This is a genomic window from Collimonas sp. OK242, assembly GCF_900107095.1.
GTDB lineage: Bacteria > Pseudomonadota > Gammaproteobacteria > Burkholderiales > Burkholderiaceae_D > Collimonas.
In genome coordinates this window covers 118,377-140,408 of record NZ_FNOR01000005.1, presented here as the reverse complement: position 1 = coordinate 140,408, position 22,032 = coordinate 118,377, and the positions used below count along the sequence as shown (strand labels likewise).

Annotated in this window: 20 protein-coding genes; 16 read left to right on the top strand and 4 right to left on the bottom strand. The window is 56.7% G+C overall.

The features are described 5' to 3' along the window. Positions 1-448 precede the first annotated feature (448 nt). From BLV81_RS06665 to gloA, 15 genes are all read left to right on the top strand, one after another. Positions 449-799, top strand: coding sequence for a hypothetical protein (locus BLV81_RS06665; protein ID WP_092353663.1), 351 nt, complete (start codon positions 449-451; stop codon positions 797-799). A gap of 25 nt (positions 800-824) precedes the next feature. Further along, positions 825-2,165 carry a tRNA (N6-isopentenyl adenosine(37)-C2)-methylthiotransferase MiaB gene (gene miaB / locus BLV81_RS06660; protein ID WP_092353661.1) on the top strand — a complete coding sequence of 447 codons (1,341 nt, stop codon included), beginning with the start codon at positions 825-827 and terminating at the stop codon, positions 2,163-2,165. A 45-nt stretch (positions 2,166-2,210) separates the two neighbouring features. Beyond that, the gene (locus tag BLV81_RS06655) at positions 2,211-3,380 is read left to right on the top strand and encodes a PhoH family protein (RefSeq protein WP_092353659.1); all 1,170 of its coding nucleotides are present in this window, start codon (positions 2,211-2,213) and stop codon (positions 3,378-3,380) included. After that, the gene (ybeY, locus tag BLV81_RS06650) at positions 3,364-3,840 is read left to right on the top strand and encodes an rRNA maturation RNase YbeY (protein WP_092353657.1); all 477 of its coding nucleotides are present in this window, start codon (positions 3,364-3,366) and stop codon (positions 3,838-3,840) included. Before BLV81_RS06655 ends, ybeY begins: the two co-directional genes overlap by 17 nt. 322 nt (positions 3,841-4,162) lie before the next feature. Further along, positions 4,163-4,768, top strand: coding sequence for a cytochrome b/b6 domain-containing protein (locus BLV81_RS06645; RefSeq protein ID WP_092353655.1), 606 nt, complete (start codon positions 4,163-4,165; stop codon positions 4,766-4,768). A 10-nt stretch (positions 4,769-4,778) separates the two neighbouring features. Next, entirely contained in the window at positions 4,779-5,552 is a 774-nt protein-coding gene (locus tag BLV81_RS06640) for a molybdopterin-dependent oxidoreductase (protein ID WP_092353653.1), read from the top strand. Between the two features lie 185 nt (positions 5,553-5,737). Beyond that, positions 5,738-6,022, top strand: a complete 285-nt coding sequence (locus BLV81_RS06635) for a pentapeptide MXKDX repeat protein (protein ID WP_092353651.1) — start codon at positions 5,738-5,740, stop codon at positions 6,020-6,022. A 178-nt stretch (positions 6,023-6,200) separates the two neighbouring features. Beyond that, complete coding sequence (locus tag BLV81_RS06630; protein ID WP_092353649.1) at positions 6,201-7,082, top strand: HlyC/CorC family transporter; 882 nt, start codon at positions 6,201-6,203, stop codon at positions 7,080-7,082. Positions 7,083-7,167: 85 nt separating this feature from the next. Beyond that, positions 7,168-8,724: an apolipoprotein N-acyltransferase gene (gene lnt / locus BLV81_RS06625; RefSeq protein WP_092353647.1), complete on the top strand. Its 1,557-nt coding sequence runs from the start codon at positions 7,168-7,170 to the stop codon at positions 8,722-8,724. A gap of 140 nt (positions 8,725-8,864) precedes the next feature. After that, complete coding sequence (gene glyQ / locus BLV81_RS06620; protein WP_092353645.1) at positions 8,865-9,845, top strand: glycine--tRNA ligase subunit alpha; 981 nt, start codon at positions 8,865-8,867, stop codon at positions 9,843-9,845. Positions 9,846-9,856: 11 nt separating this feature from the next. Beyond that, complete coding sequence (gene glyS, locus BLV81_RS06615) at positions 9,857-11,974, top strand: glycine--tRNA ligase subunit beta (RefSeq protein ID WP_092353920.1); 2,118 nt, start codon at positions 9,857-9,859, stop codon at positions 11,972-11,974. A gap of 155 nt (positions 11,975-12,129) precedes the next feature. Further along, positions 12,130-12,687, top strand: a complete 558-nt coding sequence (gene gmhB / locus BLV81_RS06610) for a D-glycero-beta-D-manno-heptose 1,7-bisphosphate 7-phosphatase (RefSeq protein ID WP_092353643.1) — start codon at positions 12,130-12,132, stop codon at positions 12,685-12,687. Between the two features lie 67 nt (positions 12,688-12,754). Further along, a complete protein-coding gene (locus BLV81_RS06605; RefSeq protein WP_092353641.1) occupies positions 12,755-13,498 on the top strand; it encodes a lysophospholipid acyltransferase family protein in 744 nt (247 codons plus the stop codon). A 19-nt stretch (positions 13,499-13,517) separates the two neighbouring features. Further along, positions 13,518-14,453 (top strand): M48 family metallopeptidase, encoded by a 936-nt coding sequence (locus tag BLV81_RS06600; protein ID WP_092353639.1) that lies wholly within the window; start codon positions 13,518-13,520, stop codon positions 14,451-14,453. A 28-nt stretch (positions 14,454-14,481) separates the two neighbouring features. After that, positions 14,482-14,892: a lactoylglutathione lyase gene (gene gloA / locus BLV81_RS06595; RefSeq protein ID WP_092353637.1), complete on the top strand. Its 411-nt coding sequence runs from the start codon at positions 14,482-14,484 to the stop codon at positions 14,890-14,892. A 64-nt stretch (positions 14,893-14,956) separates the two neighbouring features. Here gloA and rsmA read toward each other — a convergent pair whose 3' ends face one another. The 4 genes from rsmA to BLV81_RS06575 all read right to left on the bottom strand — a co-directional run bounded on the left by rsmA (position 14,957) and on the right by BLV81_RS06575 (position 20,699). Next, positions 14,957-15,730 carry a 16S rRNA (adenine(1518)-N(6)/adenine(1519)-N(6))-dimethyltransferase RsmA gene (rsmA, locus tag BLV81_RS06590; protein WP_092353635.1) on the bottom strand — a complete coding sequence of 258 codons (774 nt, stop codon included), beginning with the start codon at positions 15,728-15,730 and terminating at the stop codon, positions 14,957-14,959. 73 nt (positions 15,731-15,803) lie between these two features. Further along, positions 15,804-16,901: a 4-hydroxythreonine-4-phosphate dehydrogenase PdxA gene (gene pdxA / locus BLV81_RS06585; RefSeq protein ID WP_255365006.1), complete on the bottom strand. Its 1,098-nt coding sequence runs from the start codon at positions 16,899-16,901 to the stop codon at positions 15,804-15,806. 55 nt (positions 16,902-16,956) lie between these two features. Next, positions 16,957-18,363 carry a peptidylprolyl isomerase gene (locus BLV81_RS06580; protein ID WP_255365005.1) on the bottom strand — a complete coding sequence of 469 codons (1,407 nt, stop codon included), beginning with the start codon at positions 18,361-18,363 and terminating at the stop codon, positions 16,957-16,959. 35 nt (positions 18,364-18,398) lie between these two features. Then, positions 18,399-20,699 carry an LPS-assembly protein LptD gene (locus tag BLV81_RS06575; protein ID WP_255365004.1) on the bottom strand — a complete coding sequence of 767 codons (2,301 nt, stop codon included), beginning with the start codon at positions 20,697-20,699 and terminating at the stop codon, positions 18,399-18,401. A 263-nt stretch (positions 20,700-20,962) separates the two neighbouring features. On the opposite strand from BLV81_RS06575, the gene BLV81_RS06570 reads away from it, so the two are divergent. Further along, positions 20,963-22,000 (top strand): aminoglycoside phosphotransferase family protein, encoded by a 1,038-nt coding sequence (locus BLV81_RS06570; protein ID WP_092353629.1) that lies wholly within the window; start codon positions 20,963-20,965, stop codon positions 21,998-22,000. Positions 22,001-22,032: the final 32 nt, after the last annotated feature.

Here is a 22,032-nt window from a genome sequence, read left to right as displayed (position 1 = left end):
CAGCTGGGATAATTCGATAAATTTATCGGCTTACCTAGCGCCCCAGGCCTGCGCTGCATAGGCTTGAATGAAAGCTGTGAAAGTTCTACAGATGCATCATTATAGATTTTACGTTTCCAGAAGGAAATCATTTAACCTTCCGTCCATCGACACCCAAGTACCGGCTGTCAAGAAAAAATAAAAAAAACACAATTTCATTCGTACAGTTATTTTCAGGGGCCTCGGCTCTATGGGATAGTTGGCGTCTCGATGCAATAGCCGCCAAATGCTATAATCCGCGCTTCCCGCAAACGGACCGACAGCCCCCGGGAACGAGGCCCGGCACTGCAGTCACAGGCGACTTGCACTTACGCAGTTCCGCAATGCTGGCCGCTTTGGCCATCCTTAAACGGTGTTTTTTTAACGCCATGCACGGATACGGCATGGTATTCATTGAATGGAGTTTGCTATGTGGACAACAATCCGGCCCATCCGCCTGCTGATGATTTTCCTGCTGGCGACGCTCGCCTTTTCCGCGATGGCTGCAGAGCGCGACTTCCCCGCCTCCACCCTGCGTGGCAAGCTGACCATCACCGACTATCCGAATGTCGCAATGAATGGCAACGTGCTCCGGCTGTCGCCCGGCTCGCGCATCTGGAATACCCAGCAGCTGACCCAGATCCCCAATTCGCTCGGCACCGATACCTACCTGGTGAATTACACCCTGAATCCGCAAGGTGATATCGACCGGGTCTGGATCCTGACGCCAGACGAGGCCAGCCAGAAAATCGAGACGCAGCGCAACGGCAACAAGTTGTAATTAAAGAGTGGTCATGGAAAAAACGATGCAAAAGAAAGTATTCATCAAGACCTTCGGTTGTCAGATGAACGAGTACGACTCGGACAAGATGGCCGATGTCTTGAACGCCTCCGACGGCTTGATCAAGACCGATCGCCCGGAAGATGCCGACGTGATCCTGTTGAATACCTGTTCGGTGCGCGAGAAGGCGCAGGAGAAAGTGTTTTCCGATCTGGGCCGCCTGCGCGAGCTGAAGCGCAACAATCCCGATCTGTTGATCGGCGTCGGCGGCTGCGTCGCTTCGCAGGAAGGTGCGGCTATCGTCAAGCGTGCGCCGTATGTCGACATGGTATTTGGCCCGCAGACCTTGCACCGCCTGCCTGAGATGATCAGCCAGCGGCGCGCCACAGGCAATGCGCAAGTCGACATCAGCTTTCCCGAAATCGAGAAATTCGATCACATGCCGCCGGCCAAGGTCGAGGGGGCGACTGCGTTCGTCTCGATCATGGAAGGCTGCAGCAAATATTGCAGCTACTGCGTGGTGCCTTACACTCGCGGCGAAGAAGTCTCGCGCCGGTTTGAAGATGTGCTGACTGAAGTGGCGGGGCTGGCGGAGCAAGGCGTCAAGGAAATCACTTTGCTGGGCCAGAACGTCAATGCTTTCCGCGGCGCCATGGCGGATGGCGAGATTGCCGATTTCGCGCTGCTGATCGAGTACATTGCCGAGATTCCGGGCATCGAGCGGATCCGCTTTGTGACCAGCCATCCGAAAGAATTCACGCAACGCCTGATCGATACCTACGCCAAGGTGCCGAAGCTGGTCGACCATTTATACCTGCCGGCGCAGCACGGTTCGGACCGCATTTTGTCGGCCATGAAGCGCGGCTATACCGTGCTGGAATACAAATCGGTGATCCGGCGCTTGCGCCAGGTGCGCCCTAACATCACTATTTCGAGCGATTTCATCGTCGGTTTTCCAGGCGAGACCGATGCCGATTTCGACGCGCTGATGAAACTGATTACCGATATCGGCTACGACAACAGCTTCAGTTTCATTTTCAGCCCGCGGCCGGGAACGCCGGCGGCCAATCTGCAGGATGACACGCCGCATGAGGTCAAGCTGAAGCGGCTGCAGCAGTTGCAGGCAGTGATAGAAGAAAATATCGGCAAGATCAGTGCGGCGATGGTCGGTACTGTGCAGCGTATCCTGGTCGAAGGCCCGTCCAAGAAAAATCCAGCCGAATTCCAGGGCCGGAGCGAGAACAACCGCGTAGTCAACTTTGATGCCGGCCCCGACGGCGCGCGCCTGATCGGCCAGCTGATCGATGTGAAGATTACAGAAACTTATGTCTACACATTGCGCGGCGAAATCGTCTTGGCGGAATAATCGCGGCACCCACCCACCACGCACACCAGACAAGCAAACCACAGTTTGAAAACTAAAACCCCTACCCAGCCGCATTACTTCATCCCGCAGCCGCTAGACAATACGCGGCTGGCGCATCTGTGCGGACCGCTCGATGAAAATCTGCGGCAGATTTCCGCGGCGCTGGATGTATCGATTTTCCGGCGCGGCGACAAGTTTATCGCCGCCGGCAGCAATGCCGAACGCGCAGTGGAAATTCTCGATCAGTTTTACGCGATTGCCAATAAAGTGATTTCGGTGGATGAAATCCAGCTGGCGCTGGTGGAACAACGGGCCAAGCTGGGCATGGGGAAGAAGCCGAAAGCCGCCAAGAGCAACGGTAAGGCCAACGGCGAGCCAGGCGACGAGGCAGGGGTTGATCCAGCCGATGCCGAGCTGACCGAGAGCGATATCGAAAGCCCGGTCCTGAAAACCCGGCGCAGCGATCTGCGTGGGCGCACTCCGCATCAAAGCCAATATATCCGCTCGATCCTGGAACACGATGTAACGCTGGGCATTGGTCCTGCCGGCACCGGCAAAACCTATCTGGCGGTGGCCTGTGCGGTCGATGCGCTGGAGCGCGATGCCGTCAAGCGCATCGTACTGACCCGGCCGGCGGTCGAGGCCGGCGAGCGCCTGGGCTTCCTGCCCGGCGACCTGGCGCAAAAGGTCGATCCTTATCTGCGTCCTTTGTATGACGCGCTGTACGATTTGCTGGGCTTTGACCGCACCCAGAAAATGTTTGAAAAGCAGGCGATCGAGATCGCGCCGCTGGCATACATGCGCGGCCGCACGCTGAACCATGCTTTCATCATCCTGGACGAAGCGCAAAACACCACGCCGGAACAGATGAAAATGTTCCTGACCCGTATCGGCTTCGGCAGCAAGGCCGTGGTCACCGGCGACGTCACCCAGATCGACCTGCAGCGCGGCCAGAAGAGCGGCTTGATCGACGCCATGAATATCCTGAAAGATGTGCGCGGCATCGCCTTTACCCGCTTCAATAGCAGCGACGTGGTGCGCCATCCTTTGGTGGCGCGGATTGTCGATGCCTATGAAACCGCAGCGCAGGCCGCGCCGGTAGCATCCACCCACGGTGTCATCGAAGCGGCCGCGCCGCAAGCAGTCAGACCCGCCCAACCGGTGCCAACCGGTATTACCAAAACCGCCCGCAGCCGCCATGCCGTCAAAAAATAAACTCTCATTGTCGGTGCAATATCCCGACCCGCGCCTGCAAGATAGCGTGCCGCGCCCGCAATTGCGGCGCTGGGTGCAGGCGGCGTTATTGGCGCCAGCGGAACTGACGATTCGCTTTGTCGACGCCGAAGAAGGCCGCACCCTGAACCGCGACTATCGCGGCAAGGATTACGCCACCAATGTGCTGACTTTCGCTTACTCCGAAGATCAGGAAGAAGGTCCGGCAGAAGATAACGGCGTCACCCAGGCCGATATCATTCTTTGCACCGATGTACTGGAGCGTGAAGCGAAAGAGCAAGGCAAGACGGTGGTGGAACATGCCGCGCATCTGGTGGTGCATGGCGTCCTGCATGCCCAGGGTTATGACCATGAAGACGATGAAGACGCGGCCGAAATGGAAGACCTGGAAATTGACATATTGGGCAAACTGGGCTGGCCCAATCCCTACGCTGATCGATAGTTTTCTCCATTCCTCGACAAAAACGCCGCTACTGCGGCGTTTTTTTATTTCCGAAATTCATTTCCACAAATAAGTCTTTGTTTATAAATCTTCGTTTTATTACTTAAAATCAATGACTTGCAGTAAAAAATATTGCAACTAAGACATTCAATATCTCTTCTTATCTTTTTAATTAATAAGATTATGATGAATTCATGTAATGAACCGGTCCGGCCTGCGACTAAGCCACATGAAAACCATCATTACACAGCTCCCGGAGACAAACGTGAACCAAATCATGTTGTTGCCGTTGATCGTCCTCTCTCCTGTACAGGCGGCCTAAATGTCATCCTCTGCACTCAAGAAACCGGTCATTCACCCGATCTGGCTACGCATCACCCACTGGCTCAATGCGTTTGCCGTGATCATCATGATCCTGAGCGGATGGCGCATCTATAACGCGTCGCCGATTTTCCCGTTTCGCATTCCCAGCGAATGGACCTTGGGCGGTTGGCTGGGCGGCGCTTTACAGTGGCATTTCGCGGCGATGTGGCTGCTGCTCTTGAACGGCCTGGTTTATCTGCTGTTCAATACTGCCAGCGGCCGCCTGTGGAAGAAATTTTTTCCGCTGCGTCCGAGCGAGGTGATCCAGGACCTGTTCAAGGCGCTGCGCGGCAAGCTCCAGCACGATGCGCTCGACCACTACAACGCGGTACAAAAGCTGGCGTATGTCTCGGTCATCCTGGATTTGATATTGCTGGTGATCTCTGGCCTGGCGATCTGGAAATCGGTGCAGTTGCCGCTCTTGCGCGAGCTGATGGGCGGCTACGACAACGCCAGGATCGTGCACTTCTGCGCGATGAGCTTTCTGGTCGCATTTATTGTAGTGCACATCATCATGGTGGCACTGGTTCCACGCACGCTGCTAGCCATGCTGCGCGGCCGCTGAGGAGATGGTCATGTTCAAGAAAGCGCTTAACTCGACGCTAGACACCGAATTGATACTGAAAGACGCTCGCAGTGAACTGGCGCTGCCATCGCGCCGCCTGTTTGCAAAGCGGGCACTTACCCTAGGCGGCCTGTCGCTGCTGACCGGCTGCAATATCACCGACGAACCGTCCGTCAATCGCATGCTGGAGCGCATCTCGCGCATGAACGATGGCGTGCAAGGATGGCTGTTCGATCCGAAACGCCTGGCGCCGACTTACACCCGGGCCGAAATGACCCGGCCCTTCCCGTTCAACGCGTTTTACAGCATTGAGGAAGTACCGGAAATCGACGGCAGCGATTATCAGCTGGAAGTGGTCGGCCTGGTGAGCAACAAACGGCCCTGGACGCTGGAGCAATTGCACAAGATGCCGCAGAACGAGCAGATAACCCGCCATATCTGCGTCGAAGGCTGGAGCGCCATCGGCCGTTGGGGCGGCATCCCGTTCTCTTACTTTCTGCAACAGATCGGCGCCGACCTGAGCGCCAAATATGTCGATTTTCAATGCGGCGACGATTATCACACCAGCATCGACATGCCGACTGCATTGCATCCGCAAACCCAGCTGACCTTGACTTACGACGGCCAGATCCTGCCGCCGAAATACGGCTTCCCGATGAAATTGCGGATGCCGACCAAACTCGGCTACAAAAATCCGAAACACATCATGTCTATCGAAGTAACGAACAAATACCCTGGCGGTTACTGGGAAGACCAGGGTTACAACTGGTTCGGCGGATCGTGAATGCTGGCTCTGCAACCTACTGCGCGACCCAATCTCGGGGGTTGCGATGCTCACCGTACTAACGTACGGCTGCGCTTCTCACCCCCGACCTTGAGCCGCTCGCTACGGTTGCAGAACCAGCCGAACCGTATTTATTGATTTATTGATTTTTTTGGCGTTTTTGCCACTTTTACCTGGAGATTGAAATGAAAAAAAGCCTCACTACCCTGTTGGTTACCTGCCTGATGATGACTGCTGGCGGCGTTTATGCGCAAGATGCAATGAAGAAGGATGACATGTCCAAAGGCGCCATGTCGAAAGATGCAATGACCAAACCGGCGATGGAAAAAGATGCGATGGGCAAGGACGCCATGGGACATGACGAAATGGCGAAGAAGAAAACACACAAGAAAATGCCTATGAAAAAAGACGGCATGGCCAAAGATGAAATGAAGAAAGACGACATGGGAAAAGATGAAATGAAGAAATAATTACCATTTCCTCAATACGGCGAATATTGCCATTTGGCATTATTCGCCTTTTTTACGCAAGAAAATCGCCTTCCGGAATCACGATATAAGCTTTCTGACCCATGCGTTTCGTCGTCCTGTCACATATTTGTTGTATGCTATTGCTTCCAAAACAATGTGAAACCAAGGCTAACGCCATATGCCAGAGCACCCTAGTAGCGTCAAATCATTTGACGCTAAACCCCACCGGTCATTATTTGAACGCCTGACCGCACTGATTTCTCCCGAACCTGAAAATCGCGCCGAACTGCTCGATGTGCTGCAAGATGCGCACGAACGCAACCTGATCGACGCCGACGCGCTGTCGATGATCGAAGGCGTATTCCAGGTCTCCGATCTCTCCGCCCGCGACATCATGATCCCGCGTTCGCAAATGGACATGATCGACGTCACCAAGCCGATAGAAGACTGGATGCCGGAAGTCCTGTCGACCGCTCACTCGCGCTTCCCGGCCGTCGATGGCGAGCGCGACAAGGTGATCGGCATCCTGCTGGCAAAAGACTTGCTGCGCTACTACGCCGAAGATTCTTTCGACGTGCGCGACATGCTGCGGCCGGCGGTTTTCATCCCGGAATCGAAACGCCTCAACGTCTTGCTGCGCGATTTCCGCGCCAATCGCAATCATATGGCGATCGTGGTCGACGAATACGGCGGCGTCGCCGGCCTGATCACGATTGAAGACGTGCTGGAACAGATCGTCGGCGATATCGAAGACGAGTACGACTTTGATGAGGAAGAAGATAACATCCTCGCCATCCGCGACGGCGACCATGGCAGCCGCTGGCGGGTCAAGGCGCTGACCGAGATCGAACAGTTCAACCAAACGCTGGAGACGGCGCTGGTCGATGAAGATGTCGATACCATTGGCGGCCTGGTCGCCAATCATCTGGGAAGAGTACCGCGTAAAGGCGACGAGTTCACGATAGACAATGTGCGCTTTGAAGTGCTGCGCGCCGATGCCCGCCAGGTGCATGTCTTGCTGGTCGAAAAATTGTCGGGACCGGTTCAGGAAAAAGCCTAAAAAAAGAGTGGCTCGGAACAGCGCGGCTCCGTGCTGTTCCGTCCTGCCCACCCAAGAGCAAAAAAGAGCAAAATCGCCGCTGCCTATGAGTTTTCGCCTCACCTCGATTTTTAAACTTCCGCTGCCTTTGGCCGCTTTATCGGCTGCATTAATCGGCGCCATCAACGTGTTCGCCTTCGCGCCATTCGGACTGTGGCCGATTCAATTGCTGACGCTGGCGCTGTTGGTGTTCTGCCTGCTCCGCGTTCCTACCGTCAAGCAGGGCGCGCTGCTGGGCTGGGCCTATGGCTTCGGCTGGATGGCGCATGGCGTCTACTGGATTTATATTTCGCTGCACGATTTTGGCGGCTTGCCGGCTGGGCTAGCGGTGGTGGCGGTAGCGTTGCTGGCAGCTGCCATGGGACTGTACACGGCCATGTGCGCCGCCGCCGCGCTCTGGTTGCGGCAACGCTGGTCGAGTTCGCCGCTGCTGTTTGCGCTGGCGATCTTCCCCGCCCTATGGGCGCTGACGGAATGGGTGCGCGGCTGGTTGTTTACCGGCTTCCCGTGGCTGATTTCGGGTTATGCCCACACCGGCAGCCCGCTGGCAGGTTTTGCGCCGCTGATCGGCGTGTACGGCATAGGCGGCATCGCGGCATTGATCGCCGGCTGCCTGGCTTTGCTGCCGCGCTACAAGCTGCCGGCCGCGGCGGCCCTGCTGATACTGGTCGCGGGCTTCGGCTTGCACCAGATTAACTGGACTGCGCCGCAAGGCAAGCCGATCTCCGTGCGCCTGCTGCAGGGCAACGTGCCGCAGGAAGAAAAATTCAATACCGCGCAGATTGTGCATTCCCTGCGGCTGTATATCGATATGATACGCGCCGCGCCGGCAGACCTGATTGCCACGCCGGAGACTGCGGTACCGATCCTGCAAACCGAGCTGCCGCCGGATTATTTGCCGGCCTTGGCAGATTTCTCGCAGCAAACCGGCAGCCATATCGCGCTGGGGATTCCCTATATCGATGGCCCCTACCGCTACTCGAACAGCGTGATCGGCATCACACCCCAGGCTAAGGATCCCGCCTCCCCTTACTTTCGCTACGATAAGCAGCACCTGGTGCCGTTCGGCGAATTCGTGCCGTTCGGTTTCCGCTGGTTTGTCGACATGATGAATATCCCGCTCGGCGATTTCACCGGCGGCGCAGCGGTACAAGCACCGTTCGCGGTGAAAGACCAATGGGTATTGCCCAATATCTGCTACGAAGATTTGTTTGGCGAAGAAATTGCCGGCCAGCTAGCCGCCGCCAACGCCGCCGGCAAACCGGCAGCCACCTTGTTGCTGAACATGTCGAATATCGCCTGGTTCGGAAACACAATTGCATTACAGCAACATTTGCAGATCTCGCAAATGCGCAGCCTGGAAACCGGCCGTCCTATGCTGCGCGCAACCAACACCGGCGCCACCGCCGTGATCGATCCGCACGGCGTTGTCAGCGTTCAGCTGGCCTCGTATGAGCGCGCGACCTTGGCAAGCTCCGTGCAAGGCTACAGCGGCAGCACGCCGTACATCCTGCTGGGCAACCGGATGATGGTGATCCTGGCCTTGCTGATGCTGGCGGGCAGTTGGTACAACTACCGCCGTAAAGCGCGCAAGCAGCCCTAAACCAGTCAAAACCCGCTAAAATCGCTGGTCTTAGCGCTCTGCATCATCTGCTTTAATTGGCTTTTGTCGGGCCACTGCGTTTGATTCGCCATACTTAATCGATTAACCGGCACTTAGCCGTATGGAAAAGCAACAAAACGATGCTTACATTTCAACAAATCATTCTTAAATTACAAGATTACTGGGACGCTCAGGGCTGCGCCCTGCTGCAGCCCTACGACATGGAAGTCGGCGCCGGCACCTCGCATACGGCGACCTTCCTGCGCGCAATCGGCCCCGAACCCTGGCGCGCCGCCTACGTGCAGCCGTCGCGCCGTCCCAAAGACGGGCGCTATGGCGAAAACCCGAATCGCTTGCAGCACTACTATCAATACCAGGTCGTGCTCAAGCCTGCGCCGGAAAACATCCTGGACCTTTACCTTGGTTCGCTGGCCGCGCTCGGCCTGGATCTCAGGCGCAACGATGTGCGCTTCGTCGAAGACGACTGGGAAAATCCGACCTTGGGCGCCTGGGGCCTGGGCTGGGAAGTCTGGCTGAACGGCATGGAAGTGACGCAGTTCACGTATTTCCAGCAAGTCGGCGGCCTCGACTGCAAGCCGGTGCTGGGCGAGATCACTTACGGTATCGAACGGCTGGCGATGTACCTGCAGGGCGTGGAAAATGTCTACGACCTGGTATGGACCGAGCGGGTTGAAAACGGCGTCGCCAAAAAGCTCAGCTATGGCGATGTGTTCCATCAAAACGAGGTCGAGCAATCGACCTACAATTTTGAACACGCCAACACCGAATTCCTGTTCCCGCTGTTCGGCAACTATGAAGCTGAAGCCAAGCGCCTGCTGGACGTGCCGCTGGCGCTGCCGGCTTATGAAATGGTATTGAAAGCGGCGCACACCTTCAATCTGCTGGATGCGCGCGGAGCGATCTCAGTCACCGAGCGCGCCGCCTATATGGGCCGGATCCGCAACCTGTCGCGTGCGGTGGCGCAAGCATATTACGATTCACGGGCCAAACTGGGCTTCCCGATGTGGGAGATCACCAAGGAAAACGGCGATCTGTTGTTGCAAGAATTTGGAGATGAATACATGGCGGCAGTAGCGCAGCGCGCAGGGGAAAAGGCATGAAGGACACACTCATGAGCCGCACCCTGCTGATCGAAATTTTTACGGAAGAACTGCCGCCGAAAGCACTGGCAAAACTCGGCGATGCCTTTGCCAGCGGTATTTTCAACGGCCTGAAATCGCGCGATTTCCTGGACGACGGCGCCGTCGCCACCGCCTTCGCTACACCGCGCCGCCTGGCGGTTTCCATCAGCAATGTGCGCGCCACTTCGCTCGATAAAACCATGCGCGAAAAGGTGCTGCCGGTCTCGGTAGCGCTGGATGCGGATGGCCGGGCAACCGCGCCGCTGGTGAAGAAACTGGCGGCCATGGCTGCGCAGTGCGGCAAGGTGACGATCACCCCGGCCGAACTGGAACGCGCCCCCGATGGCAAGGCTGAAAGCTTTTTCTACAACTACACCGCCAAAGGCGTGGCCTTGCCTGTCGGTTTGCAAGTGGTGCTGGAAGATACGGTAGTCAAGCTGCCGATCCCGAAAGTGATGAGCTATCAGCTGCAACATGGCCATGCCGCCGGCCACACCGTACGCTTTGTGCGGCCAGCGCATAGCCTGGTGGCGCTGCACGGCGACCAGGTATTGCCGCTGACCTTGCTCGGACTGGATGCCGGCCGCCAGACCGAAGGCCATCGCTTCCTGTCGCAAGGCCGCATCAGGCTGGCCGACGCCGACTGCTATGCGGCTACGCTGGCAGAACAAGGCAAAGTCATCGCCGGTTTCAGTGAGCGCAAGGAGAAGATTCGCGCCGCCCTGTCGGCAAGCGCTGCGGATGATCAGGTACTGATGCCGGAGGCGCTGCTGGATGAAGTCACGGCGCTGGTCGAATGGCCGGTAGTGTATGCCTGCAAATTCGAAGATGAATTCCTCAGCGTTCCTCAGGAATGCCTGATTCTGACGATGCAAACCAACCAGAAGTATTTTGCCTTGACCGATAGCGCCGGCAAATTGCGTTCGCGTTTCCTGATTGTCTCGAATCTGCAGACCAACGAGCCGCATTACATCATCGGAGGCAATGAACGCGTGGTCCGGCCGCGCCTGTCCGACGCCAAGTTCTTCTTCGAGCAAGACCAGAAAAAGAAACTGGCCGAGCGCGTGCCTTTGCTGGCCAATGTGGTCTATCACAACAAGCTCGGCAATCAGCTGCAACGCACCGACCGGGTCAAGGCGCTGGCGGCGGCGATCGCCACACTGCTGGGCGGCGATGCCGCATTGTCCACCCTGGCCGAACGCGCGGCACTGCTGGCCAAGGCCGACCTGCTGACCGACATGGTGGGCGAATTCCCTGAGCTGCAAGGCATCATGGGCAACTATTACGCACGCCATGACGGCGAAGCGGAACACGTCGCGCTGGCAATCTCGGAACACTATCAGCCGCGCTTTGCCGGCGACGCCTTGCCGACTACCGATACCAGCGTCGCGGTCGCGCTGGCGGACAAGCTGGAAACCCTGATCGGTATCTGGGGCATCGGCCTGCAGCCCACCGGCGACAAGGATCCGTTTGCCCTGCGCCGCCATGCGCTAGGCATCCTGCGCATGCTGCTGGAAAAGCGCCTGCCGATATCACTGGCGCAATTGCTGAACAACGCTGCGCAACAGTTCGCCGGCAACGCCAACTTCAAGGATCCGAGCAGCGACCTGCTGCCGTTCCTGTATGAACGCTTGCGCGGCCTGCTGCGCGAACGCGGTTATTCACCGAACGAAATTGAAGCGGTGGTGGCGCAGCAGCCCGACCGGCTCGACAACATCATCGAGCGCCTGGATGCGGTACAAGCGTTTGCCGCGTTGCCGCAAGCAGAAGCGCTGGCTGCGGCGAACAAGCGCATCACCAACATCCTGAAAAAGACCGAAGGCGTTGGCAGCACGGTACAACAGGATTTGCTGCGCGACAGCGCCGAACAACAATTGTTCGCGGCGATGAATACGCTTAAACCCGAGGTTGACGCGGCCTTCGCCCAAGGCGATTTCAGCACCGCGTTAAAAGCATTGGCGCGGCTGCGGGAAAACGTCGACGGCTTCTTCAACGATGTGATGGTGATGGCAGAAGACGAGCAATTGCGTAACAACCGTCTGGCGCTGCTGGCGAACCTGCATGTGATGCTGAACCAGGTCGCCGACATTTCCAAGCTGGCCGCTTAAGTGTTATTTTTCTTTGCAATTTAACCGCGCTATCTAATCAGTTGGGGACAGAGTCGCCCAGAAAAGGGTCGCCCAGAAACGGGTAATTCGCCACGCTACGGTGGCTCTTAAACACTCGCCGTGCGCCTCTGTCCCGCAACTGAATACAATGCTATATGAAACTAATCATTCTCGACCGCGACGGCGTCATCAATCACGACTCTGATGCCTTCATCAAATCGCCAGATGAATGGGTGCCGATCAAGGGCTCTCTTGAGGCGATAGCGCGCCTGAACCAGGCCGGTTACCGGGTAGTTGTGGCGACCAACCAGTCGGGCATTGCGCGCGGCTTGTTCGATATGCAGGCGCTGATGGCGATTCATCAGAAAATGCATGAGGCGGCGCAACTGGTCGGCGCCGAAATCGATGCCATCTTCTTTTGCCCGCATTCGGCCGACGACCACTGCGATTGCCGCAAGCCCAAGCCCGGCATGCTCCAAGACATCGGCAAGCGCTTTGAAATCAGCCTGCGTAGCGGGATCCCGACGGTAGGCGACTCGCTGCGTGACTTGCAGGCAGGTTTTATCGCCGGTTGCGCCCCCTATCTGGTGCTCACCGGCAAAGGCGAAAAAACCCGCGACAAGGGCGGGCTGCCACCCGGCACATTGATTTTTCCAGACCTGGCGGCGGTGGTTGAATTCCTGTTGAAAAAACCGGTGGAGCTGTCAGTTTGATCGACGGGCGCTCCACCCTGTAACAGATAAAAAAGATAGTTTGTTTAGAAAAAACCCTGGAGTCTGCATGTTGCGTTTTTCCCTGTTTTTGCGTTCCCTGTTGTTCTTCTTGCTGATGACCGTCTTGACGATAGTCTGGTCCTTCGCTTGCATGTTGTTTGCGCCTTTCCCTTACGCCCGGCGTTATTACCTGACGGCGCGCTGGAATGTCATGGTGGTCTGGATGGCCAAGGTCATTTGCGGCATTCGCTATGAGGTCAAGGGCTTTGAAAATTTCCCTGATGCGCCAGCGGTTGTGCTGAGCAAACATCAGTCGGCCTGGGAAACGATTTTCTTGCTGCAGCTGACGCCGCGTCCCTTGGTGTTCGTGTTCAAGAAATCGCTGACCTATATCCCGTTCTTCGGCTGGGGTATCGCCCTGCTGCGCATGATTCCGATCGACCGCAGCAAAGGCCGCGACGCCTTCGCGCAGGTGGTGGTGCAAGGACGCAAGCGACTGGCCGACGGCCAATGGATCATCATGTTCCCGGAAGGCACGCGGATTCCGGTCGGTCAAACCGGTAAATACAAGAACGGCGGCACACGGCTGGCGGTAGAAACCAATACACCGGTGGTGCCGATCGCGCACAACGCGGGTGAATGCTGGCCGAAGAATTCTTTCATCAAGAAACCCGGGCTGATCACCGTTTCCATCGGCAAGCCGATTTATCCGGAAAACCTGGATAGCAGCCAGCTGATGGCTAAAGTCGAAAATTGGATAGAATCTGAAATGCGCGTGATTTCACCGCATGTTTATTCCAAGAAGCAATAATTCCCTCATTTGGTCGCCATTGAAACTATTGCATCAAAAGCCAGTAAAGCCGCGTCTGGGACCGCATAGCCGGCCCCAGGGCAAGCTATTGCAACAGCAAGCGTTGCAGCTGGACCTGTTTGCCGACGATTTGACTGCCAGTATCCCGCCTGTCGGAGCAGCGCCAGCGGGTCCGCAATCAAGAGCTAAGCCCCCGGCTCTACCGCCGGGCGATTCGACAGCACTGGCGCCCGGCAAGCGCCGCTTGCACTTTGACGAACATGTACTCGACTACACCCTGCTGCGCTCGAAACGGCGCTCCATCGGTTTTCTGATCAGCGACGACGGCTTGCGCGTCACCGCACCCAAGTGGGTCACACTGGGTGATATCGAAATCGCCATCCGTGAAAAGAAACGTTGGATTTTTACCAAGCTGAGCGAATACCGCGATCGTTCGACCCGCCGCATGCAACCGCAAATGGTATGGCGCGACGGTGCGGCACTGCCCTATATGGGCCGCAACATAACGCTGCGGATTCACGCTACCCAGAGGGCGGGAATTCATTTTGACGAGACCAGCGAGCAACTGATCGTGTGCCTGCCGGCCGACGCCGGCGAGCAGCAGCTGAAGGATCGCGTATTGGGCTGGCTGCAGCTGGAAGCCAAGCGGGTGTTCGCTGAACGGCTACCGATATATGCCGAAAAACTCGGCGTCAGCTACCGCTCGTTTGCGCTGTCGTCGGCGACTACCCAATGGGGTTCTTGCACGTCGGAAGGCAAGATCCGGCTGAACTGGCGGCTGATGCATTTTGCATTGCCGCTGATCGATTATGTGATTGCGCACGAGTTGTCGCATTTGCGTGAGATGAACCACAGCCCGCGTTTCTGGGCCACGGTGCAATCGATTTTCCCCGAATTCGAAACGGCCAGGAAAACCCTGCGCGACAGCGCCCATGAAACCTTGCCGGTATTCTAGTCTCTCTCCCTAACCATTGAGAAAAACCATGCGTATCCTCCACACCATGCTGCGCGTCGGCAATCTGCAACGTTCCATCGATTTTTACACCAAGGTGCTCGGCATGAAACTGCTGCGCACCAATGACAATCCTGAATACAAATACACGCTGGCTTTTGTCGGCTACGGCAGCAATCCGGATCATGCGGAACTCGAATTGACTTATAACTACGGCGTCGACAGCTACGACCAGGGCACGGCGTTCGGCCACCTCGCAGTCGCCGTCGAAGATGCCTACAAAGCCTGCGAGGCCGTCAAGGCGCAAGGCGGCAACGTGACGCGGGAAGCGGGCCCGGTAAAGGGAGGCAGCACCGTAATCGCCTTTGTGCAGGATCCCGACGGCTACAAGGTGGAATTGATAGAACGCAAAGCGGGACATGGCGCCGACGCCGCTTTATAAGTCACGCTTTATAAGCTGATTTATAAGCCATTGCGGCCGGCGCCGGCCATGCTTGATCAGATCGTCACGGCAAACGATTTGCCAACGCCACAAACAATTCCATCGAGATGGTTTCTGGCCGCGCCTGTGGATTGATACCGACGTCAATCAAGTCATTTTCCGTAAACATGCCCGCCAGGCAGTTCCTGATCACCTTGCGTCTCTGCGTAAACGCTTTCAGCACGACGTCTTCCAGTTTTTTCTGGTCGCAAGCCAAGGGCTGGGCAATCGGAATCATCCGCACGATGGCTGATTCAACTTTAGGCGGCGGATCGAACGCGGTCGGCGGCACGATGAACATCAACTGCATGGTGTAACGCCATTGCAGCATGACTGACAGGCGGCCAAACGCTTTGCTGCCGGGTGCGGCGACCATGCGCTCTACCACTTCCTTTTGCAGCATGAAATGCTGGTCTTGCACCTGCGGCGCGATCTGCGCCAGGTGAAACAGCAAGGGACTGGAAATGTTGTAAGGCAGATTCCCGACCACACGCAATTTGCCATTGCCGGTCAGAGGAATACTGCTGAAATCGAATTTCAACGCGTCGGCGGAATGCACGTGCAAACGCGCCGGATCGAAATTCTTTTGCAGGCGCGCCACCAGATCGCGATCGAGTTCGACTACGTGCAATTGCTTCAACGACTCCAGCAGTAAACGCGTCATGGCGGCCAGGCCGGGGCCGATCTCGACCATATTATCGTCGGCTTGCGGGTCTATCGCAGCGATGATGTTGTACAACACGGTGTCGTCCGTCAGGAAATTCTGGCCGAAGCGCTTGCGGGGGATGTGGTTCTTCATTTTTTTCTTTATTTGCGGGACGGACAAGCTAAAACAATTGCGAGAGCTTGGGCAATCAGCTCGGCGTGGCAGCCTATGCAGCCGCCAATTTGCTCTGCCGCACCATTTGCGCCGCGACGTTCAACGCCGCCAGCATGCTGCCATGATCGGCCCGGCCCAAACCGGCTGCGGCGAGATCCAGTGCGGTGCCATGATCCACTGAGGTGCGAATAAACGGCAAACCCAGCGTGATGTTGATGCCGTGTCCAAAACTGGCATATTTCAATACCGGCAAACCCTGGTCATGGTACATCGCCAATACGCAGTCGGCGTCTGCCAGATATTTTTGCTGGAACAAGGTATCGGCCGGATAAGGACCGCGCACGTCGATGCCGACGGCTTTGGCCGCTTGCAGGGCCGGGCTGATGATGTCGATTTCTTCACGTCCCAGGTAACCGCCTTCGCCTGCATGCGGATTCAAACCCGTCACCAGGATGCGCGGCTGCGCCAGGCCGAATTTCTTCTGCAGATCGGCATGCAGGATGGCGATGGTCCGGCTGAGGCTGTCAAAGGTCAGTGCCGCCGCCACATCTTTCAACGCCAGATGCGTGGTCGCCAGCGCTACCCGCAAGGGCGGCGTGGTCCGGTCCGTAGCCAGCATCATGACGACCTGCGCAGTTGCGCTTTTTTCGGCAAGGTATTCGGTATGGCCGGTAAACGGCACGCCGGCATCGTTGATCGTGCTTTTTTGCAGGGGCGCCGTCACCATGCCGTCGAAAATACCTTGCTGCGCACCGTTGATGGCGATATCCAGCGTGCGCAATACGGCGCGGCCGTTGCGTGCGTCCAGGTGGCCCGGTTGCACATGCGCATCGAGCGGACAATCGATCACCGCGATCTGATCATGCGGAAAATTCGGCAAGCCGTTGTTGCGCAAGGCTTGCTGCGACAATGCCACGAGGCGGATTTGCGGATCGATCTCAGCCGCGATCATCGCCAGGAAAGCAGCATCGCCAATCAGCACGCTATTGATGTCGGCGCGCAGCTGCCAGGCCGCTTTGATCGCGACTTCAGGACCTATGCCGGCCGGCTCGCCGCAAGTGACGGCCAATACCGGCCTCGGCCGCCCTGGCGGTTTCAGCGGCGCTGTGGCTAATTGCGCAGCTGATTGCACAGCAGATTGATCAGGCATGCACTACTCTCGATACTGGCTGGTGTACTGGCTTAAATTCTGGCTTAGCACGCAATCAACGGTCGTCGTTACGGTATTCCACGTAAGTCCGGTCGCGCAATTGGCGCAGCCACTCGTTAGTAGCTTCTTCCGTTTTACGTTCACGAATCGCCAGCCGCGCGGTCAGGCGCTGGCGTTCATTGGATACGTCGTTAGACTTGCGCTCCACCACCTCGATCAGGTGATAACCGAACGGCGACTCGACCGGATCGCTGATCTGGCCCGGTTTCAGGGCATCCATCGCACGTTCGAATTCGGGTACTGTATCGCCCGGGTAAACCCAGCCCAGATCGCCGCCCTTGGAGGCCGACAAATCGTTCGAATACAACTTGGCCAGATCTTCAAACGTTGCCGCCTTATTGTCGATACGTTCCTTCAGGTCAGCCAGACGGCGGCGTGCATCAGCCGCGGTGACGGTCGGCGTCACCTTGATCAGGATATGCCGCACATGGGTTTGCTGGACTGGCGCTGCCGCGGTGTCGGTTGCAGCTGCGGGAGCAGCACGCTTGCCAACCAGTTTGATGATATGAAAACCATTGGCGCTTTTCAGAATGCTCGACACCTGGCCCGCGCTCAAATTTGCGACTGCTTCTACAAACAGCGCCGGCAGGCGATCTTGCGTGCGCCATCCCATGTCGCCGCCGGTCAAGGCGTCGCTGGCATCGGAAAAAGCGGCTGCGATGGCGGCGAAATTGCCGCCAGACTTGATTTGCTGCATGGCTTCTTCAGCACGTTTGGCGCGCTGTGCAATCTGCTCGGCTGAAGCATTTTCCGGCACCCGGACCAGAATCTGCGCTAAATCCAGTTCCTGCGCGGCCTGCTTATTATTCTTGTCAGCGGCAATGTAATTATCAACTTCCGATTCCGAAATCTGGATCTTGTTGTCGACTTCACGCTCACGCAAACGCTGCAATAACATTTCTTGTCGAATTTCCTCGCGGAAAGATGCGTAAGGAATTTTTTCCTGCGCCAGCTGCTTTTGAAAATCCGCCATCGACATCTTGTTCTGATCGGCAATCCGGCTGATTGCGCGATCCAGCATGACGTCGTCTACCGACAAACCATTCTCTTTCGCCAACTGGACTTCGGCGCGTTCAAGAATCATGCGTTCCAGCAACTGTTTTTGCAGTTCAGCGGCAGGCGGCAACGCAATTTTTTGAGCCTGCATACGTTGCACCACGTCGCTCATGCGCTTATTCAATTCCTGCTGGGTAATCACATCCGTGTTCACCACAGCGATGATGGCATCGACGGTCTGCGGTGCGGCTTTAGCTGCTGCCGGTTTGGCGGCCGGGGCAGTGACTGGCGCGACAGCCGGCGGCGCCGGCTGATTCGACGCGGTTTGAGCCCAGGCGCCGCCGGCAGTGGCTGACAACAACGAGAATGCGATTGCAGCGAGTTGGGTTTGATTGGTTTTACGCATAATTGGAAAAACGTTCATAAGTGAAAATGACGGATTCAACGGCTGATGAAAGAGTCGGGTTGATTAACATTCTGATAACCTGGAACACCGCTACGCAGGGCTTGCATCGGATTCGATCCGAAGCTTGATAAACCATTCAACTCAAGTTGCACGAATATACCCGTAGTCGAGCGGGTTGACGACGTCGGCGTACGTTGTCCCACCACGCGGAAGACCCAGCAATCGGCTTTGTATTCAAGTCCAAGCAAGCTTTGTCCGACTGTTTTTTCCTGCAAGGAGTAACTGACCCGGCCGACGCCATACCAACGGCGGCTGATAGGCCACTGAGCGGATACGTCAAACTGCTTCAGGTATTTACTGTCCAGCAGCAGCGGATCAACGTTGTTGTGATCCAGCTGATAAGAAAAATTGATTACCTTTTTCGGGCCTGGCTGCCACTTGATGGTGGAGCTGGCGCGTACCCATTGATTATTGCTCTGGCTGTATTGGATTGTATTGTCGACGCCCAGTGCCTGCGTCACCTGCCCGCCCGCCGTCAACAGCAAATCTGAACGGCTGCTGGTGATCGTGTCGGTAGCGCCCCCGAGCGACACGCGCGGCTCGGTAAAGTAAAAACGCTGGCCGATACCCAGGCGCAAACGTTCTATCCCGGATTCCTCGATAAAACGTGAGATCACTGCCGCCGTAAGTTGATTGGCGTCGCCAATACGGTCATGGCCGCTATATCGGTTTTCCGTGAAAATCTGGGCAAAATTGAAATCTGCCACACCGCTGTCGAACAGCGGGAACTGGCTCTGATCACGGTAAGGCGTACGCACGTAGAACAAGCGCGGCTCCAGCGTCTGCGTCATCGGATTGCCAAAAAACTTTGCCTCGCGCTCGAAAATCAAGCCGGCATCGAGCGAGAAAGTCGGCAGCACCCGGTTATAGCTGTTACCCAGCGGCGTTGCATCCGTTGGAATTGGATTCGGTATGCCAAACTTGTTCGGCGAGATGTTATAGGAAGTCGCATCCAGCTGGATTTTCGGCGTGATGAAATAACCCGGACGAATAATCGGATAAGAAAGCTGCGGGTTGATGTAGATGCGGTCGCCGCCCAACGGCAGCAAAATGCTGCTGGTCGTGGGCATACCGCTACCCTGCGGAAAATCGTACTGCGTGTTTCGGAACCGGGTGTATTGCGCGTTCACGCTCCAGTCAAAACCGTAAATATCCTGCTTACCGGCATTCAGGGTAATTTGCGGCAGACGGTCATACGGGCGGCTCAGCGTCGGTTGTCCGTTTGAATTGAAATCCTGCAATACCTGATAGCGCGAAGCCAGCGCCGCCACGTTCCAGAACGAGCCGGCGTAGTTCAAGTCGAACTCCCGGTTCAATATCCGGGTTGAACTTTGGGTAATCGAACGCGTGAAATCGTCCGGATAATTATTGTCCGAAGCAAAATTAACGTTCCAGCCCATGGTCAAACCAGGCGCCAGCGTCTGCGCATGGATCGATTGCAAGGCATAGCGATTGCTCTTGGTCAGCTTGTCGTCCGGCAAGAATTCGACCCTGGTTTGCCCGCTGTAGCCATCCCCTATGTAACGGGCGTCAGCCCCCATTTGCAAACCGCGCTGGGTGATGATGTTGGGGTACAGCGTCAAATCGCGGTTAGGGGCGATATTGAAATAATAGGGAAGATTGAACTCAAAACCGCCGTTGTTGGTGCTGCCGATGATCGGCGGCAGCACGCCGGACTGGCGCTCGCTCGACAAAGGGAAGGACAACACCGGCGAACCAAGGATAGGCACGCTCTTGAAGTAAAGAATGCCGTTATGGGCCACTCCCTCGCCCAGGCCGCTATCGACATCCAGCGTACTCGACTTGATGTACCAGTCCGGCTTGGTGCCGGGGCAAGTGGTGTAGGTGCCGGTGATGATTTTCGACTTGTCCTCATCGATAAAATCGATGCGCTCGGCGCTGCCGTGACCGTCATTCGCTTTAAACCAGTAAGTCGGATTGGTCAGGAAACCTTGCCCGGAATCCATATTCAGCTTGAGATCGTCGCCGGTGTATTTGTCGCCATAGCGATTCATCCGTACGCAACCGTGGGCTTCTGCCTCGTTCTCGACGATCCGGTAGGTCGCCTTGTTGGACTTGATCTCGGTTTGACCGCGCGTCATGTCGACATCGTTATCCAGGTTGATCAGGCGGTCCGGGCGGCCGGTCATCTGTTCAGCCTCTACCGTGGTCGGCGCATCAGAATCGTTGACGCGCGGCGGCCTGACGTTGTTTTGCGTGGTAGGGACGACTGGCGCGGCCGGATCGATCGATTGCGCCCAAACCCACATCGGCATGGATATCGCCGCGACGACCGAAGCCACCATGACGGTCATGCGCCGCAGCGCGGGCAATTGGGACGTCGCCCGATCTGGCGCGGTCCGACCTGGCGCGGTCCGACCTGAATGTGACTGGGATTGCTTAGGTAGCGCTGAGGAGGACCGGGTCATGAAATGAATTTGGCAAACACCATAGCAGGCGATTTTTTGAAATTAATCCCTTATTATATGGGAACTCACTACCGGCAACGCATTACGCTTGCTTATTACTGGAATGCTCAATGTCTTTATTACAGTCTGCCCCTGCCCTGCCCGATCTGCGCCAGACCCAAATTGTCGAATGGCTAACTACGCTTAGCGCTATTCCCACCTTGCCTGCAACGCTACGCCCAGCCTCTGCCGACGCCAGTTTCCGGCGCTATTTCAGACTCGACGCCGCGGATGGCAAAACCCTGATCGTGATGGACGCGCCGCCGCCGCAAGAAGACGTAAAACCCTTCATCGACATTGCCGGGCTGTTTGCCGGCATCGGTCTTTCGGTGCCGGAAATTCTGGCGCAAGACGTTGAACGCGGTTTTTTGCTGCTGTCCGACCTGGGTTCTACCACTTACCTGCAACAATTGAATGACGATACCGCGCCGAAACTGTATATGGACGCGATCGACGCCTTGGTGTTGCTGCAAACCAAGAGTCAGCCCGGCGTGCTGCCCGAGTACGACCGTGCCTTCCTGTTACGAGAATTGCAAATATTTCCAGAATGGTATCTCGGCAAGCACCTGAATGCGAGCCTGAGCGACCAGCAAACCAGCGAGCTGAACAAGGTTTTCGACGCCATCCTCGCCAACAACCTGGCGCAGCCGCAAGTATTTGTCCATCGCGACTATCATTCACGCAACCTGATGGTGCTGCCAAACGGCAATCCTGGCGTGCTGGATTTCCAGGGCGCACTGTTCGGCCCGATTACCTATGACATCGTGTCGCTGCTGCGCGATGTCTATATCCAGTGGGATGAGGCGCAGGTGCTCGACTGGGCAATCCGCTACTGGGAACGCGCCAAACGCGCCGGCCTGCCGGTCAATCCGGATATCGACATTTTCTATCGCGATTTCGAGTACATGGGCTTGCAACGCCACCTGAAGATACTCGGCCTGTTCGCGCGCCTGTATCACCGCGACGGTAAGGAAGCCTACCTGAAAGACATCCCGCTGGTCATGGAGTACACCCGCAAGACGGCGCTGCGCTACCGCGAACTGATCCCGCTGGTACGCTTGCTGGACAAGCTGGAAGATAAAGCGGTGCAGGTCGGCTATACGTTCTGATCCGTTCTAATTGCACATCGAATAGAGCCTCC